This is a genomic window from Aeromonas sp. 602200 (assembly GCF_049173895.1).
In the GTDB taxonomy this organism is placed as follows: Bacteria; Pseudomonadota; Gammaproteobacteria; order Enterobacterales; family Aeromonadaceae; genus Aeromonas; species Aeromonas veronii_A.
On the sequence record NZ_JAAKSL010000004.1, the window covers coordinates 67,722 to 81,348 of the forward strand.

Annotated in this window: 15 protein-coding genes; 11 read left to right on the top strand and 4 right to left on the bottom strand. The window is 59.0% G+C overall.

The features are described 5' to 3' along the window. Positions 1-162 precede the first annotated feature (162 nt). From trmB to G5221_RS07170, 7 genes are all read left to right on the top strand, one after another. The gene (gene trmB / locus G5221_RS07140) at positions 163-876 is read left to right on the top strand and encodes a tRNA (guanosine(46)-N7)-methyltransferase TrmB (protein WP_266134363.1); all 714 of its coding nucleotides are present in this window, start codon (positions 163-165) and stop codon (positions 874-876) included. 48 nt (positions 877-924) lie between these two features. Further along, positions 925-1,257, top strand: a complete 333-nt coding sequence (locus G5221_RS07145) for a YggL family protein (protein WP_005348158.1) — start codon at positions 925-927, stop codon at positions 1,255-1,257. Between the two features lie 122 nt (positions 1,258-1,379). Beyond that, on the top strand, positions 1,380-2,300 hold the full coding sequence (gene glsB / locus G5221_RS07150; RefSeq protein ID WP_005348151.1) for a glutaminase B: 921 nt from the start codon (positions 1,380-1,382) through the stop codon (positions 2,298-2,300). A 29-nt stretch (positions 2,301-2,329) separates the two neighbouring features. Further along, entirely contained in the window at positions 2,330-3,625 is a 1,296-nt protein-coding gene (locus tag G5221_RS07155; protein WP_266134362.1) for a sulfurtransferase, read from the top strand. A gap of 124 nt (positions 3,626-3,749) precedes the next feature. Further along, positions 3,750-4,925 (top strand): S8 family peptidase, encoded by a 1,176-nt coding sequence (locus G5221_RS07160; RefSeq protein WP_266134361.1) that lies wholly within the window; start codon positions 3,750-3,752, stop codon positions 4,923-4,925. A gap of 113 nt (positions 4,926-5,038) precedes the next feature. Beyond that, a complete protein-coding gene (locus tag G5221_RS07165) occupies positions 5,039-5,248 on the top strand; it encodes a YgdI/YgdR family lipoprotein (RefSeq protein WP_129503426.1) in 210 nt (69 codons plus the stop codon). Positions 5,249-5,417: 169 nt separating this feature from the next. Continuing rightward, positions 5,418-5,819, top strand: coding sequence for a DUF2541 family protein (locus G5221_RS07170; protein WP_129503427.1), 402 nt, complete (start codon positions 5,418-5,420; stop codon positions 5,817-5,819). An 83-nt stretch (positions 5,820-5,902) separates the two neighbouring features. Here the strand turns inward: G5221_RS07170 and mog are convergent, their stop codons facing one another. Then, positions 5,903-6,433, bottom strand: a complete 531-nt coding sequence (mog, locus tag G5221_RS07175; RefSeq protein WP_005354170.1) for a molybdopterin adenylyltransferase — start codon at positions 6,431-6,433, stop codon at positions 5,903-5,905. Between the two features lie 382 nt (positions 6,434-6,815). Here mog and G5221_RS07180 point away from each other — a divergent pair, with 382 nt between their 5' ends. The 4 genes from G5221_RS07180 (at position 6,816) to folA (ending at position 9,164) form a co-directional block, all read left to right on the top strand. Further along, positions 6,816-7,151 carry a DUF3135 domain-containing protein gene (locus tag G5221_RS07180; protein ID WP_139410235.1) on the top strand — a complete coding sequence of 112 codons (336 nt, stop codon included), beginning with the start codon at positions 6,816-6,818 and terminating at the stop codon, positions 7,149-7,151. A 235-nt stretch (positions 7,152-7,386) separates the two neighbouring features. Beyond that, the gene (locus G5221_RS07185) at positions 7,387-8,184 is read left to right on the top strand and encodes a threonine/serine exporter family protein (protein WP_216953003.1); all 798 of its coding nucleotides are present in this window, start codon (positions 7,387-7,389) and stop codon (positions 8,182-8,184) included. Further along, positions 8,181-8,648, top strand: coding sequence for a threonine/serine exporter family protein (locus G5221_RS07190; RefSeq protein ID WP_069555903.1), 468 nt, complete (start codon positions 8,181-8,183; stop codon positions 8,646-8,648). Before G5221_RS07185 ends, G5221_RS07190 begins: the two co-directional genes overlap by 4 nt. A 24-nt stretch (positions 8,649-8,672) precedes the next feature. Continuing rightward, complete coding sequence (gene folA, locus G5221_RS07195; RefSeq protein ID WP_421263023.1) at positions 8,673-9,164, top strand: type 3 dihydrofolate reductase; 492 nt, start codon at positions 8,673-8,675, stop codon at positions 9,162-9,164. 79 nt (positions 9,165-9,243) lie between these two features. Here the strand turns inward: folA and G5221_RS07200 are convergent, their stop codons facing one another. The 3 genes from G5221_RS07200 to G5221_RS07210 are packed head-to-tail and all read right to left on the bottom strand — an operon-like array spanning position 9,244 to position 13,551. Next, on the bottom strand, positions 9,244-10,050 hold the full coding sequence (locus G5221_RS07200; RefSeq protein ID WP_266134359.1) for a phosphoadenylyl-sulfate reductase: 807 nt from the start codon (positions 10,048-10,050) through the stop codon (positions 9,244-9,246). Beyond that, on the bottom strand, positions 10,040-11,764 hold the full coding sequence (gene cysI / locus G5221_RS07205) for an assimilatory sulfite reductase (NADPH) hemoprotein subunit (RefSeq protein ID WP_266134358.1): 1,725 nt from the start codon (positions 11,762-11,764) through the stop codon (positions 10,040-10,042). Before cysI ends, G5221_RS07200 begins: the two co-directional genes overlap by 11 nt. Then, a complete protein-coding gene (locus G5221_RS07210) occupies positions 11,764-13,551 on the bottom strand; it encodes an assimilatory sulfite reductase (NADPH) flavoprotein subunit (protein WP_266134357.1) in 1,788 nt (595 codons plus the stop codon). The genes cysI and G5221_RS07210 overlap by 1 nt, the downstream gene beginning before the upstream one ends. Between the last annotated feature and the right edge of the window lie 76 nt (positions 13,552-13,627).

Sequence of the window (13,627 nt, forward strand, 5' to 3'; positions counted from 1 at the left end):
GAGATGAGGGATTTGTTTCGCGAAACACTTGCGCCTTGGGCCTATCTTGGGATAATTCGCTCCCCTGTTTTCGCGGGTCGATGAAATGCCGAGCCGCGAGCGGTCCCGCTCGGGATCGGACACAAGATGTATTACCCGGATTGATGAAATAACGAGACCATTATGCCTGTGACCCAAGATGTATTTAACGAAGACGGCAAGTTCATGCGCAAGATCCGCAGCTTTGTCCGTCGCGAAGGCCGCCTGACCAAAGGGCAGGAGAAGGCCCTGGAAGAGCTCTGGCCGGTCATGGGCATCGATTTCGAGCCAAAGCAGCTCGATCTGGTCGCACTGTTTGGCCGTGAAGCACCTGTGGTGCTGGAGATCGGCTTTGGCATGGGCGCCTCTCTGGTGGAGATGGCCAAGAATGCCCCCGAGAAGAACTTCATCGGCATTGAAGTGCACTCCCCGGGCGTGGGTGCCTGTCTGGGCACCGCTCAGGAAGCGGGCGTCACCAATCTGAAGGTGATCTGCCACGATGCGGTCGAGGTGCTGGAGCACATGATCCCGAACGGCTCACTCTCCTGCCTGCAGCTCTTCTTCCCGGATCCCTGGCACAAGAGCCGTCACCACAAGCGCCGCATCGTACAGCCTGCATTTGCCCAGGATATTCGCCAGAAGCTGGCCATCGGTGGCGTGTTCCACATGGCGACCGACTGGGAAAACTATGCCGAGCACATGCTGGAAGTGATGAGCGCCGCCGAGGGTTACGAGAACACCTCTGCCACCTGCAACTGGGTGCCTCGTCCGGACTGGCGTCCGCTGACCAAATTTGAGCAACGTGGCCACCGTCTCGGCCACGGGGTTTGGGATCTGATTTTCAAGCGTGTCAGCTAAGCTGGCACGTCAACACACCTAGCGTATCAACTAACTTGAGGAGCTATCATGGCCAATCGTAGCCGCCGCCTGCGCAAGAAACTGCGCGTCGATGAATTCCAGGAAATGGGTTTCGACATCAGTTTCAACTTCCCGGTCGGCACTGCCGAAGAGACCATCGATGCGGTAGTCGATGCGATGATCGATGAGGTTGTTGAACCCCGTAAACTGGCTTTTGCCGGCTCCGGTCACCTGGCCTGGGAAGGGATGATCTGCACCCAGCAACTGGGCAAATGTACCGAAGAAGACCGCGCCGCCGTCAAATCCTGGCTGGAAGGCAAGGGGATGGAAGCCGTGGTCGTTACCGAGCTGTTCGACCTCTGGTACGGTGAACCGGCCTGATACAAGGCTGCCGCATCTGGCGCCTTGTTGTGGGTAACTGAAAAATCCCGCCGCTGGCGGGATTTTTGTCAGTGGGGATGGGATCTCCACCGCTGTTTTAGTCATGGAATCGCTTATTGCTTATGGTGTTGTCATCCGAATTACTGGCCAGCATCCTCGAAGAGGTGCGCCCGTTGCTGGGACAAGGCAAGGTGGCCGACTACATTCCGGCACTGGCTCAGGTGCCGGCCGATCGGCTCGGTATCGCAGTCTGTACCGTTGAGGGGGAGCTGTTCACCGCCGGTGACGCTTTTGAACCCTTCTCCATCCAGAGTATCTCCAAGGCCCTGAGTTTGACCTTGGCACTCACCCTCTATCAGGAGGAGGAGATCTGGGCCCGGGTGGGCAAGGAGCCCTCCGGCCAGCCCTTCAACTCGCTGGTACAGCTCGAGTTCGAGCAGGGGATACCCCGCAACCCCTTTATCAATGCCGGGGCGCTGGTGGTGAGCGATCTGCTTGAGACCCGCCTCACTGCGCCGCGTCAACGTACCCTCGAGCTGGTGCGCCGTCTTTCCGGCAATCCGGCCATCATGGCGGATCAGGTGGTCGCCCGCTCCGAATATCAGCACTCTGCCCGCAACGCCGCCATCGCCTATCTGATGAAGGCCTATGGCAACTTCGAAAACGAAGTGGACAAGGTGCTGCAAAGCTATTTCAATGCCTGTGCCATTCGCATGAGCTGCGTCGATCTGGCGCGGGCATTCATCTATCTGGCCAACCGTGGTGTGCCACTGGGCGAGAGCGTGCCGCTGCTGCCTGCCCGCACGACTAAACAGGTCAACGCCCTGCTCGCCACCTGCGGCCTCTATGACGAGGCGGGCGATTTTGCCTATCGGGTCGGCATGCCGGGCAAATCGGGGGTCGGCGGCGGTATCATCGCCCTGATCCCGGGCGAGCTCTGCGTCTGTGTCTGGTCGCCCGAGCTCAACAAAGCCGGCAACTCGCTGGCGGGCACGGCGGCGCTGGAGCTGCTGGCCGAGCGGCTGGGTCGCTCCATTTTTTAACCTTGTTCACTATGAATCGAGAAATCACCATGAAACGACATCTTCGCTTCCTGCAGGCCGCGCTGGCGACCTTACTGCTCTGGTGTGCCCTGCCCGCCGTGGCAGGGGAGTTGCCACCGCTCTCGCTGGCCGATGCCAAGGCCAAACAGGCTGTCATCCTGGATACCCGCGCCAGCTACTTCTATCAGGGGTGGCCGATGGAAGGGGAGAAGCAGGGCGGCCATGTGGCGGGCGCCGAGAACCTCTCAGCCGAGTGGAAATACAGCGATGAAGAGTGGCCAAAGGCGCTCGAGATCAAGGGTCTGAAGGCCGATCGTCCGGTTGCCCTCTACGGTGCGTCCCGCGAAGTGGCCGAGGTGGCCCGTTTGCTGCGCAAGCAGGGGATCAAGCAGCTGTTCGAGCTGCAAGGGTGGCAAGTTGCACCGCGCGAGTCGCTGGCACGCTGGCAGCAGCTGGTCTATCCGCGCTGGTTGGCGGACCTGCAGGAGGGCAAGCCGGTTGCCGCGGCGCCCAAGGGTGACTGGAAGCTGTTTGAAGTGGATTGGGGTTCACCCAAGGCCTACCTCATCAGCCACATCCCGGGGGCCGGTTATATCGATACCAACAGCCTCGAAGAGGAGCCGCTGTGGAACAAGGTCTCTGACGAAGCGCTCAAGAAGCTGCTGCTGGATAACGGCATCCGTCACGACACCACCGTCATCCTCTATGGTCGCAACACCATGGCGGCTGCCCGTGCCGCGCATCTGATGATGTATGCGGGGGTGGAAGATGTGCGCCTGCTGGACGGTGGTCTGGATGCCTGGTTTATCCAGCACCTGCGCACCGAAACCGGCCTGCCCAACAAATATGAGCCGGTGAAGGAGTTTGGCGTGGCCATTCCCGCTCACCCCGAGTACTACACCACGCTAAGTCAGGCGAAAGAGCTGCTCAAGAAGCCCGATAGCGCCCTGGTCAGCGTGCGTACCTGGGACGAGTTTGTCGGCAACACCTCAGGTTACAGCTACATCAAGCCGAAGGGCGATATTCCGGGGGCCAAGTGGGGTCACGGTGGGGTGGATGCCAACAGCATGAGCGACTTCCACAACCCGGACGGCACCATGAAGCCGGCCCGCGAGATCCTCGCCATGTGGGACCAGTGGAACATCGAGCCAACTCAGCAGGCCGCATTCTACTGCGGTACCGGCTGGCGCGCCTCCGAGGCCTTCTTCTACGCCTGGCTGATGGACTGGAAACGGATCAGCGTCTACGACGGCGGTTGGTATGAGTGGAGTTCCGATCCCAAGAACCCGACCGTGACCGGTGAGCGCCAGCCCGCCAAGTCATGATTGCGCGCTTGCGCTTGAAAGAAGAGGCCGGACAGATGTCCGGCCTTTTTGTATCCGCTCGGACCTGCGCCAGCCTGCCACTACACTTTGCTGGTGGCTATCAGGTCGATGGAAGGAGTGACTGATGAGACGGATATGGACAGGCCTGCTGGTGGCAGGCGTACTGGCACAGGGGGTAATGGCTGCCGAACGGGCTCGTTATCTGGTGCAACTCAAGCCGGGGGCGGAGGCCGCTGTGCTGGCCCAAAGCAAAGGGATGGGGGGCGAGCTGGCCCTGCAACTGCCCGAGCAGCATGCGCTGGCGCTCTGGTTGCCAGCTGCTGCAGCGACAGCGCTGGCGCGCAACCCCAACGTGCTGTGGGTGGAGCCGGATGCCAAGCGTTATGCCAGTGCCGAGACCCTGCCTTATGGCATTCCCATGGTACAGGCGCCACAACTGAGCGATGGTATGGCCGGAGAGGTGCTGGTGTGCATCATTGACTCTGGCTATAGCGGCAATCACCCGGATCTGCCCCATGGGGCGCAGGTGCAGGGTAGTGACAACGCAGGTACAGGCAGCTGGAGCAGTGACGAAAACGGTCACGGCACCCACGTGGCAGGCACCATAGCCGCCATTGGGGGGAACGACATGGGCGTGGTCGGTGTCTTGCCGAATCAGAGTGTCCCGCTGCACATCATCAAGGTGTTTGGCGCCAACGGCTGGGCCTATACCTCCAACCTGGTGGGGGCTCTCAATGCCTGCAAGCAGGGGATGAGCAGTCGTGGCTTTACTCGCATGGTCATCAACATGAGCCTAGGGGGCAATGTGCCCAGCAAGACGGAAGAGCAGGCGTTCAATCAGGCTTACAGCCAGAATGTGTTGAGTGTGGCGGCGGCGGGCAATGCGGGCAACACCAGCAAGTCCTATCCCGCCTCTTACAGCAGTGTGGTGAGCGTGGCTGCTATCGATGGCAGCAAGCAGTTGGCTTATTTCTCGCAACGCAACGATCAGGTGGAGCTGGCGGCCCCCGGTGTTGCTGTGCTGTCGACCGTGCCGAGTGGTTACGCCAGCTACAGCGGTACCTCGATGGCGACCCCTCATGTGGTCGGGGTCGCCACCCTGGCCTGGTCACAGCGGCTGGAGTGCAGCAATGATCAACTGCGCCAGACCCTGCGCAGCAGCGCCCAGGATCTGGGGGCTGTCGGACGGGACAACAGCTATGGCTATGGTCTGGTGCAGGCCAGAGCCGCGGCAGATCGGCTGGCACTTGGCTGTGGTTCCGGTACCGGTAGCAGTGGCAAACCGGGTGGTCGCAAGTAACTGATTTTTGATGGTGATCTCACTTTATTGTGCAAGTTTCCGACTGCCTGCCGGATTGGAGTAGGCTGGATATGACACCCTCGTGGTGAGGGTGAAAGGAGAAGAGTGCGCCTATGAAAAAACTGATGATGATCCTGGTGTGCGCCCTGGGGCTGGTAGCATGCAGCTCCCAATACATCATGAGCACCAAGGATGGCAAGATGATCACCACAGAGAGCAAGCCCAAGCTGGACGAGAGTACCGGTATGTATCGCTATTACGATCATGAAGGGCGTGAGGTGATGATCAATAAAGAAGATGTGACCCAGATCATGGAGCGTTGAGCGCTCATATGCAGTCAGGGCCGCAATATGCGGCCCTTCACATTTTTACCGGCAAATTCCTCCATTTTCTCAGGCAATCGCCCCTCTTTCGCCGCAAATGCGCGTTCGGGTACAGCTTCCGTTATGGTTCGGTCCGTATTATTGCACTCCGTTTTTTATTGGAGGTGTTATGTCCCTGATGTCTATCTGGAATTCCCGTTTTTCCGCGCGCACCCTGCTGGGTGGTGTCTTGCTGGTGGTGGCGTCAGCCAGCCATGCTGGCGATGATCAGTTCACGCTGGGGCGGACTATTTTGCTGGGGGCCGGTGATCATGGTGCGACAATTCCTTTGGTGATTTGCCGTCAGACCAAATATATCAAGGTGAAGGCAGAACGTGATTTGACCCTGGATCGGGTGGTGGTGACCTATGGTGGTGATCGTACCAAAACCATTCGCTTCGATCGGGAGATGAGCAGTGATAAAGAGACCGAGTGGAAATCACTGGGTTCGCGTCGTTGTGTGAAAAAGATCGAAGTGTACGGTAATTCAGAGCGCAGCAAAGCGGGCGTAAAAGTATTCGGCCGTAAATAATCGATGCATTTTGTCTGCACGAACAGATGAGCTAAAAATAATGGCGAGCCGTGGCTCGCCATTATTTTTTATGGTCGGCTTTGCTATTTTTTCGGCCGAAATGGCTTGATGACAGTTTCATCGCACTCAAGATACGGCCCTTCCATCAAATCGATGCAGTAGGGGATGGCGGGGAATACTGCATCCAGACACTCGCGGATCGATTTGGGCTTGCCCGGCAGATTGACGATCAGGGTATCGTCGCGCAGCCCGGCAGTCTGGCGCGACAGAATGGCGGTCGGCACAAACTTGAGGGATTCGGCCCGCATCAGCTCGCCAAAGCCCGGCATCATGCGATCACACACCGCTTCGGTCGCTTCCGGCGTGACATCCCGCTTGGCCGGGCCGGTGCCGCCTGTGGTGACGATGAGACAACACTGCTCTTCATCCGCCAGCCGGATCAGGGTCGCTTCAATCTGATCCTGTTCATCGGGGATCACCTGATAGACAGGTTCCCACTCCGAGGTCAGATAGGCGTTCAGGGTGTCGATGATGGCCTTGCCGGAGAGGTCTTCATAGATGCCCGCGCTGGCGCGATCGCTGACGGTGACGATACCGATTTTTGCCTTGCTCATGGTCTGCTCTTGAATGTCCGATAAAAGTGGCAATTAAAATAACATAATCAGTGAGATATGTTAAATCGTCGGAAGGAGCTACTGGTCATTTTATGGATGATAAAGAGTCGAATGAAGCAAAATTAATTTATCCCGACTTTTATTGGAAATAAAAAACATAAAAAAGCAGCCTAAAATGTCTAAGTGTTTTGCATGCTCTTTCTTTTTTAAGCAAAAGTTTGTTTCTGCATGTTATTTCAATGGATGATTTTCATCATGGTTGCCATTTTAATAACGATTACCTGAGTGGTGTGGTGAGCTCTTTGCCGCTCGGTCGTATATAAAGTTTTATATGGCTGGTTCCTCAAGTTGTAGAGCCAGCAATAGTCGCCAAGGAGGGCATATGGAGTTGCCTGATTTTGACACCCTGAAGGAGTTGGCTGCGAGTGAGCCTTCCCGGCTGGATGCGATCCTGAGGCAGCAGATAGACCAGTTGATGGCCCGGGCTAGCCCGGATCAGCAGCGCCGTCTGCGCGGATTGCAGTTCAAGATTGATGGTCAGCGTCGGCTGGCTAAAAACAATCTAGACAGCTGTATCCGGATTGCCAACATGATGCGGGAATCCTTTTATCTGATGCGCAGCGAAATGATCCAGTTCAGAGAAGAGGGAGAGCCTCCGCCTGAAAACGATGGCAGTGGTAAAATAATCCGTCTGGCGGACTATCGACGTCGTAAATAATCTGCAAGAAACTCCTTGGTTGATATTTCAGCCAAATCGGTGAGGTCATAATAAAGGGAATTGCTGACGACCTGATTGTTATGGTTTTTAATGTTAGTCGTAATGTATTTGTGATGTAATCTCTTTTCTCCTTCTTGTAATAAATTATTAGTCAGGTTGTGATTGAGGTGGATGAATAACGGTAAAAGTTAGGCTAATATGGCCGAAATTTTTATTGCTACGACTCGAAGGGATTATGAGAAGTATCACACCAAGACGGGTGTTGTCGCGGGAGCAACAGACAGAGATCACCCGCATTATCGTCAAGGTGGGTCAGTTGTTGGCCCAGTTCGGGGCGGAGAGCCGGATCATCGAACAGACCACGGTGCGACTGGGGATGGCGCTGGGGTTGGAGAGTGTCGAAATGGCTATCTCGTCGAGCGCCATTGTGCTCACCAGTCTCTATCAGGGCAGCTGTGTCACCACTACCCGGCGGGTGCGTGAACATGGCATCAACATGCAGGTGGTGTGCGAAATCCAGCGGATCTGCATCATGGCGGAGAAAGAGCTGATCGGCGCACGGGAAGTGCGCCAGCGACTCGAGGCCATTGTCCCCTTCCATTATCACCCCTGGCTGGTGGTGCCCATGGTAGGGCTCTCCTGTGGAGCCTTTAGTCTGCTGTTTGGTGGTGATTGGCCCATCTTCCTGGTGACCTGCTTCTCGTCTGCCGTCGCGATGCGGGTGCGCCAGCTGATGGCCCGCCATCATCACAGTCCGCTCATCAACTTTGCTGTAACCGGCTTTATCGCCACCTTGCTCTCCTCCAGCGCCACCTTCTTCAACTGGGGTGACCAGCCCTATCTCGCCATGGCGGCCAGCGTGCTGTTGCTGGTGCCGGGCTTTCCGCTGATCAATGCGGTCTCCGACATGGTGAAGGGCTACTTCAACATGGGCTTGGCCCGCTGGGGGACTGCGACCCTGCTGACCATCAGTGCCGCCATAGGTATCATTTTGGCCATGTCGGTCACCGGGATCTGGGGGTGGAAAGTATGATGGATTTGCTCTGGCTACTGGCCAAGGATGCCTTCTGGTCCTCCATCCCGGCGGTGGGGTTTGCCATGCTGTTCAACGTGCCACCGCGAATGCTGAAGTATTGCGCCATGGGCGGCGCGCTGGCCCACAGCCTGCGTACCCTGCTGATCCACTATGGTATGCCCATCGAGTGGGCGACGCTGGCGGCGGCAACTACGGTCGGTTTTGTCTGTGTCTACTGGTCGCGACGTCTGCTGGCGCCGCGTCCGGTGTTCAGCGTCGCTTCCATCATTCCGATGATCCCAGGCAGTTATGCCTTCAAGACCATGATCGCGGTGGTGGAGCTCAACATCAACGGTGTGACCATGGCGTTGATCCAGAGCGCAGTGGAGAACGGCCTCAAGGCGCTCTTTATCGTCGGTGCCCTCAGTTTCGGTTTGGCGATCCCCTCTCTGGTCGTGTACCGTAACCGCCCCATTATCTGACCGACGGTTCGAGAGGTTGACCCCATGAAGATTTCCATGATTGCCGCCATGGCCCACGATCGGGTGATAGGTCTGGACAATCAGATGCCCTGGCATCTGCCTGCGGATCTAGCCCACTTCAAGCGAGTTACCTTGGGCAAGCCGGTGCTGATGGGGCGCAAGACCTTCGAATCCATCGGACGACCGCTGCCCGGACGGCGCAATCTGGTGATCAGCCGCAATCCCGACTATCAGGCTGAGGGCATTGAGGTGGTGGGCTCCGTCGAGGCGGCGCTGGCGCTGTTGGCAGGCAGCTCGGTGGAGGAGTTGATGGTGATCGGTGGTGGTCATCTCTATGCCGAGATGTTGCCGAGCGCGGATTGTCTCTACCTGACCCGCATCGATCTGGCGGTGGAGGGGGATACCCGCTTCCCCGCTTTTGACGATGGCCAGTGGCAACGGATTGAGTGCGATAGCCACCCTGCCGATGAGAAGAACCCGTGCCCCTATAGCTTTGAGACCTGGCAGCGCCGCTGACGGACGAATGCTAATGGGCAAATAACAACAAGGGCATCTTCGGATGCCCTTGTTGTTCTGTTGGGTTTTCAAGACGGAATTAGATGCCTGAGCCGTCGTTCTCGCCATTTTCCTCGTGCAAACCGCATTCGCGCTTGAGGCCGAAGAAGCGGGTCTGCTCCTCGCTCATACCGGGCTCCCACTTGGTGGTGGTGTGCACGTCGCCCACCGACAGGTAGCCCTGCTCCCACAGCGGGTGGTAGGGCAGGTCGAACTCCTTGAAGTAGTAGAAGACGTCCTTGTTGCTCCAGTCGATCACCGGCAGGAACTTGAAGCGGCCGCGCTGGATGGCCAGCACCGGCAGCTTGCCCCGGCTGCCGGACTGCTCCCGGCGCAGGCCGGAGAACCAGGTGCGGGCACCCAGCTCGTTCAGGGCGCGGTCCATCGGCTCTACCTTGTTGAGCTGGTTGTAGCGGGTGATCCCCTCTACTCCCTGTTCCCACAGAAGGCCGAAGCGGGCCTCCTGCCAGGCCGGACTGAGCTCGGCCCGGTAGATTTTGAGGTTGAGGGCGAGCCGCTCGGTCAGCTCGTCGATAAAGCGGTAGGTCTCGGGGAAGAGATAACCGGTATCGGTCAGCACCACCGGCACATCGGCCCGTTCGCGACTGACCAGATGGAGCATCAGCGCCGCCTGAATGCCGAAACTGGATGACAGCACATGCTCCCCCGGCAGGTTGGCCAGGGCCCAGCGCACCCGCTCGGGGGCGCCCATGGCATCCAGCTGCCGGTTGAGGGGGGAGAGCGCCTCGACCTGCTCCTCGCGACTCAAGGCCAGCAGGGCGTCGAGGTCGAGTCGGCCGTCGGCGGTGCGTGCCAGCCGCTCTGTATCGGTTTGATCAGGCTGCATAGAAGTCCCTCGCGGAGTCGATGACCGGAGCTATGATGCCGGCGCGGATGACGAAGTCGCCGAAGCACTCGCCCGCGTTGCGATCCTTGGCCCAGCGGCCGATCAGGGCATCCAGTTCGGCCAGGATCTGCGGCTCGGTGATGTTCTCCAGGTGCAGGCGCGGGATGCGGGTTCCCTCGAGGTTGCCACCCAGGTGCAGGTTGTAGCGTCCCGGCGCCTTGCCCACCAGTCCCACCTCCGCCAGCATGGCGCGGCCGCAGCCGTTGGGGCAGCCGGTGACCCGGAAGATGATTGCGTCATCGGCCAGGCCGTGTTTGGCCAGTAAGCCTTCGATGTCGGTGACAAACGCCGGCAGCATGCGCTCCGCTTCAGCCATCGCCAGCGGGCAGGTGGGCAGTGCCACACAAGCCATGGACTGCTTGCGCTGCTCGCTTACTCCGTCATCCAGCAGGCCGTACTGGCGCGCCAGCCCCTCGATGTGGGCCTTCTCGCTGGCAGGCACCCCGGCGATGATCAGGTTCTGGTTGGCGGTCAGGCGAAAATCCCCCTGATGCACCTTGGCGATCTCCAGCATGCCGGTCTTGAGCGGCTTGCCCGGGAAGTCCAGTAGGCGGCCATTTTCGATAAACAGGGTGAGGTGATGCTTGCCGTCGATCCCCTCGACCCAACCAAAGCGATCGCCACGGCTGGTGAACTCATAGGGACGAACCGGCCCGAACTGGATGCCGGCGCGGCTCTCCACCTCGGCCTTGAAGGCCTCGACACCGACGCGCTCGAGGGTGTACTTGGTCTTGGCGTTCTTGCGGTTGACCCGGTTGCCCCAGTCGCGCTGGGTGCTGACCACGGCGGCCGCCACCTCCAGCACGTGGGAGAGCGGAATAAAGCCAAAGTCGCTCGCCTTGCGCGGGTAGGTGCTGGTGTCGCCGTGGGTCATGGCGAGGCCCCCGCCCACCAGCACGTTGAAGCCAACCAGCTTGCCATGCTCGGCAATGGCCACGAAGTTGAGATCGTTGGCGTGGATATCCACGTCGTTGTGAGGCGGGATCACCACAGTGGTCTTGAACTTGCGCGGCAGGTAGTTGGAACCCAGGATCGGCTCTTCGTCACCCCCCAGCTTCTCGCCGTCCAGCCAGATCTCCACGTAGGCGCGGGTCTTGGGCAGCAGGTGCTCGGAGATCTTCTTGGCCCACTCGTAGGCTTCCTGATGCAGCTCGGACTCCACCGGGTTGCTGGTGCAGAGCACGTTGCGGTTTACATCGCCTGCGGTGGCGATGGAATCGATGCCGGTGCTGTTGAGGGTCTGGTGCATCAGCTTGATGTCGCGCTTCAATACCCCGTGGAACTGGAAGGTCTGACGGGTGGTCAGGCGGATGCTGCCGTAGAGGCTGTGCTCTTCGGCGAACTTGTCGATGATTTGCCACTGGGCCGGGGTGATGATCCCACCGGGCAGGCGGGCACGCAGCATGACGTTGTGCAGCGGCTCCAGCTTCTGGGCTGCGCGCTCCGGGCGGATGTCGCGGTCATCCTGCTGGTACATGCCGTGAAAGCGGATCAGCTGAAAGTTGTCGCCGTTGAAGCCGCCGGTGAGCGGGTCCTGCAGATCTTGCTCTATGGTGCCGCGCAGGAAGTTGCTCTCGCGCTTGAGGCGCTCGTTGTCGGCCAGCGGCCCTTCGACCGGTCCCGCTTTTGGGTGAGAAAGAGGTTGTTTGCTCATCAATAGACATCCCTTTGATAACGTTTGGCACGACGCAATTCGCTCAAATACTCTTCTGCTTCCTCACGGCTCTTGTGGCCGTGTTCGGCAATCACTTCCAGCAGGGCCTCCTGCACATCCTTGGCCATCTGGTTGGCGTCGCCACACACATAGAAGTGAGCACCTGCTTCCAGCCACTGATAGAGCTCAAGCCCTGCCTCGCGCAGGCGGTCCTGCACATAAATCTTGTTGGCCTGATCCCGGCTGAAGGCCAGGGAGATCTTCGACAGCAGCCCCGATTTCACATAACGCTGCCACTCCACCTGATAGAGGAAATCCTGGGTAAAGTGGGGGTTGCCGAAGAACAGCCAGTTCTTGCCCTCGGCACCTTGGGCTTCCCGCTCCTGCATAAAGGCACGGAACGGGGCGATGCCGGTACCCGGGCCCACCATGATGACGGGGGTGTCGGGGTTTGACGGCAGGCGGAAGTTGTCGTTGTGCTCGACGAATACCCGCACCTCGGCATCTTCGGCCAGCCGATCCGCCAGATAGGAGGAGGCTGCGCCAGAGCGCACTGTGCCATCTTCCTGTGGATAGCGCACCACGCCGACGGTCAGGTGCACTTCCTCTTCCACCTCGCTCTGGGCGGAGGCGATGGAATAGAGGCGCGGAGTGAGCGGGCGCAGCAGGCCAACCAGCTGCTCGGCCGTGAGGGCGGTCGGGAAGCGTTTCAGCACATCTACCACCTGGGCAGAAGCGACCAGTGCATTGACCTGGGCTTTGTCACCGGCCAGATCTTTCAGCGCCGCGTTGTCCGATATGTCAGCGAGTCCTGTGATAAAACCGCCGTGCAGCCGGGTCAGTTCGAAGTGACTGGTCAGTGCGGCGCGCAAGGTGCCGTGGGCCGCGGCCTCGTCGCCGGAGAGACCGGCCAGGGCCAGCACTTCATTAACCAGTTCTGCATCGTTGTCGAACCAGACGCCGAGGGCATCACCCGGCTGATAGGTGATGCCGGAGTCGGCCAGATTGATCTCGATATGGCGGATATCCTTGGTGGAATCTCGGCCGGTGATCTTCTGATTGACCGACAGGCGGGCAGGGAAGGGATTCTCCTTGCTGTATTGGCTGTGGCCAACCGCCTGCTGCACCGCGCTGGCTACGCTGCTGGCAGCACCGATAGAGAGCGTCGCTGCAATGGCATTGAGTGCCTGTTCGCTCCAGCTCTTGGCTGCATCCTGATAATCCACATCGAGGCTGGCGAGCTCATAAATCCGCTCGGCCCCAGCGGTGGCGAGGAAGTTGTCAAAATCTTTGCCGGTCTGGCAGAAAAATTCGTAGGAGCTGTCACCCAGCCCCAGTACCGCGAACTTGAGGCCGTCCAGTTTGCCAATCTTGCCTTTTTTAAGCTGCTCGAACAGATCGACGGCGCTCTCCGGCGGTTCACCCTCCCCGTAAGTGCTCACTACCACCAGCAGATGGCTCTCTTTCTTGAGCTGCTTGGGTTTGTAGTCGGCCATCGACGCGAGGGTGGCCGGTAGACCACGGGCTTCGGCCTGCGCCTTGATGGCAGTAGCGACACCTTTGGCATTGCCGGTCTGGGAGCCGTAGAGAATGGTCAGGCTGCCACTGGGCGCAGCCACGGCGGCGCTGGCTACAACGCTCTGCTGACCGGTCTGGGAGAGGCCGTAGAGATATCCGCTCACCCAGGCCAGTTGCTGGGTATTGAGGGTCGAGAGTACCTGACCCAGCTGACGTTGCTGCTCGTCAGAGAGGGGGGAGAGGTTGAATGGGGAATCCTTCAATTGCATCACACGCGTCTTCCATGGTCTGATTTTTGGCCAGATTAAAGGGCGTGTTGGCTAACAACAAAGAATAAAAATATCT

Excerpts from the sequence above, each read along its gene's own strand:
- G5221_RS07145 (WP_005348158.1), top strand. The coding sequence starts at position 925 with ATGGCCAATCGTAGCCGCCGCCTGCGCAAGAAACTGCGCGTCGATGAA.
- G5221_RS07155 (WP_266134362.1), top strand. The coding sequence starts at position 2,330 with ATGAAACGACATCTTCGCTTCCTGCAGGCCGCGCTGGCGACCTTACTG.
- glsB (WP_005348151.1), top strand. The coding sequence starts at position 1,380 with ATGGTGTTGTCATCCGAATTACTGGCCAGCATCCTCGAAGAGGTGCGC.
- cysI (WP_266134358.1), bottom strand. The coding sequence starts at position 11,764 with ATGAGCAAACAACCTCTTTCTCACCCAAAAGCGGGACCGGTCGAAGGG.
- G5221_RS07180 (WP_139410235.1), top strand. The coding sequence starts at position 6,816 with ATGGAGTTGCCTGATTTTGACACCCTGAAGGAGTTGGCTGCGAGTGAG.
- G5221_RS07170 (WP_129503427.1), top strand. The coding sequence starts at position 5,418 with ATGTCCCTGATGTCTATCTGGAATTCCCGTTTTTCCGCGCGCACCCTG.
- G5221_RS07185 (WP_216953003.1), top strand. The coding sequence starts at position 7,387 with ATGAGAAGTATCACACCAAGACGGGTGTTGTCGCGGGAGCAACAGACA.
- G5221_RS07165 (WP_129503426.1), top strand. The coding sequence starts at position 5,039 with ATGAAAAAACTGATGATGATCCTGGTGTGCGCCCTGGGGCTGGTAGCA.
- mog (WP_005354170.1), bottom strand. The coding sequence starts at position 6,433 with ATGAGCAAGGCAAAAATCGGTATCGTCACCGTCAGCGATCGCGCCAGC.
- trmB (WP_266134363.1), top strand. The coding sequence starts at position 163 with ATGCCTGTGACCCAAGATGTATTTAACGAAGACGGCAAGTTCATGCGC.
- G5221_RS07160 (WP_266134361.1), top strand. The coding sequence starts at position 3,750 with ATGAGACGGATATGGACAGGCCTGCTGGTGGCAGGCGTACTGGCACAG.
- folA (WP_421263023.1), top strand. The coding sequence starts at position 8,673 with ATGAAGATTTCCATGATTGCCGCCATGGCCCACGATCGGGTGATAGGT.
- G5221_RS07210 (WP_266134357.1), bottom strand. The coding sequence starts at position 13,551 with ATGCAATTGAAGGATTCCCCATTCAACCTCTCCCCCCTCTCTGACGAG.
- G5221_RS07200 (WP_266134359.1), bottom strand. The coding sequence starts at position 10,050 with ATGCAGCCTGATCAAACCGATACAGAGCGGCTGGCACGCACCGCCGAC.
- G5221_RS07190 (WP_069555903.1), top strand. The coding sequence starts at position 8,181 with ATGATGGATTTGCTCTGGCTACTGGCCAAGGATGCCTTCTGGTCCTCC.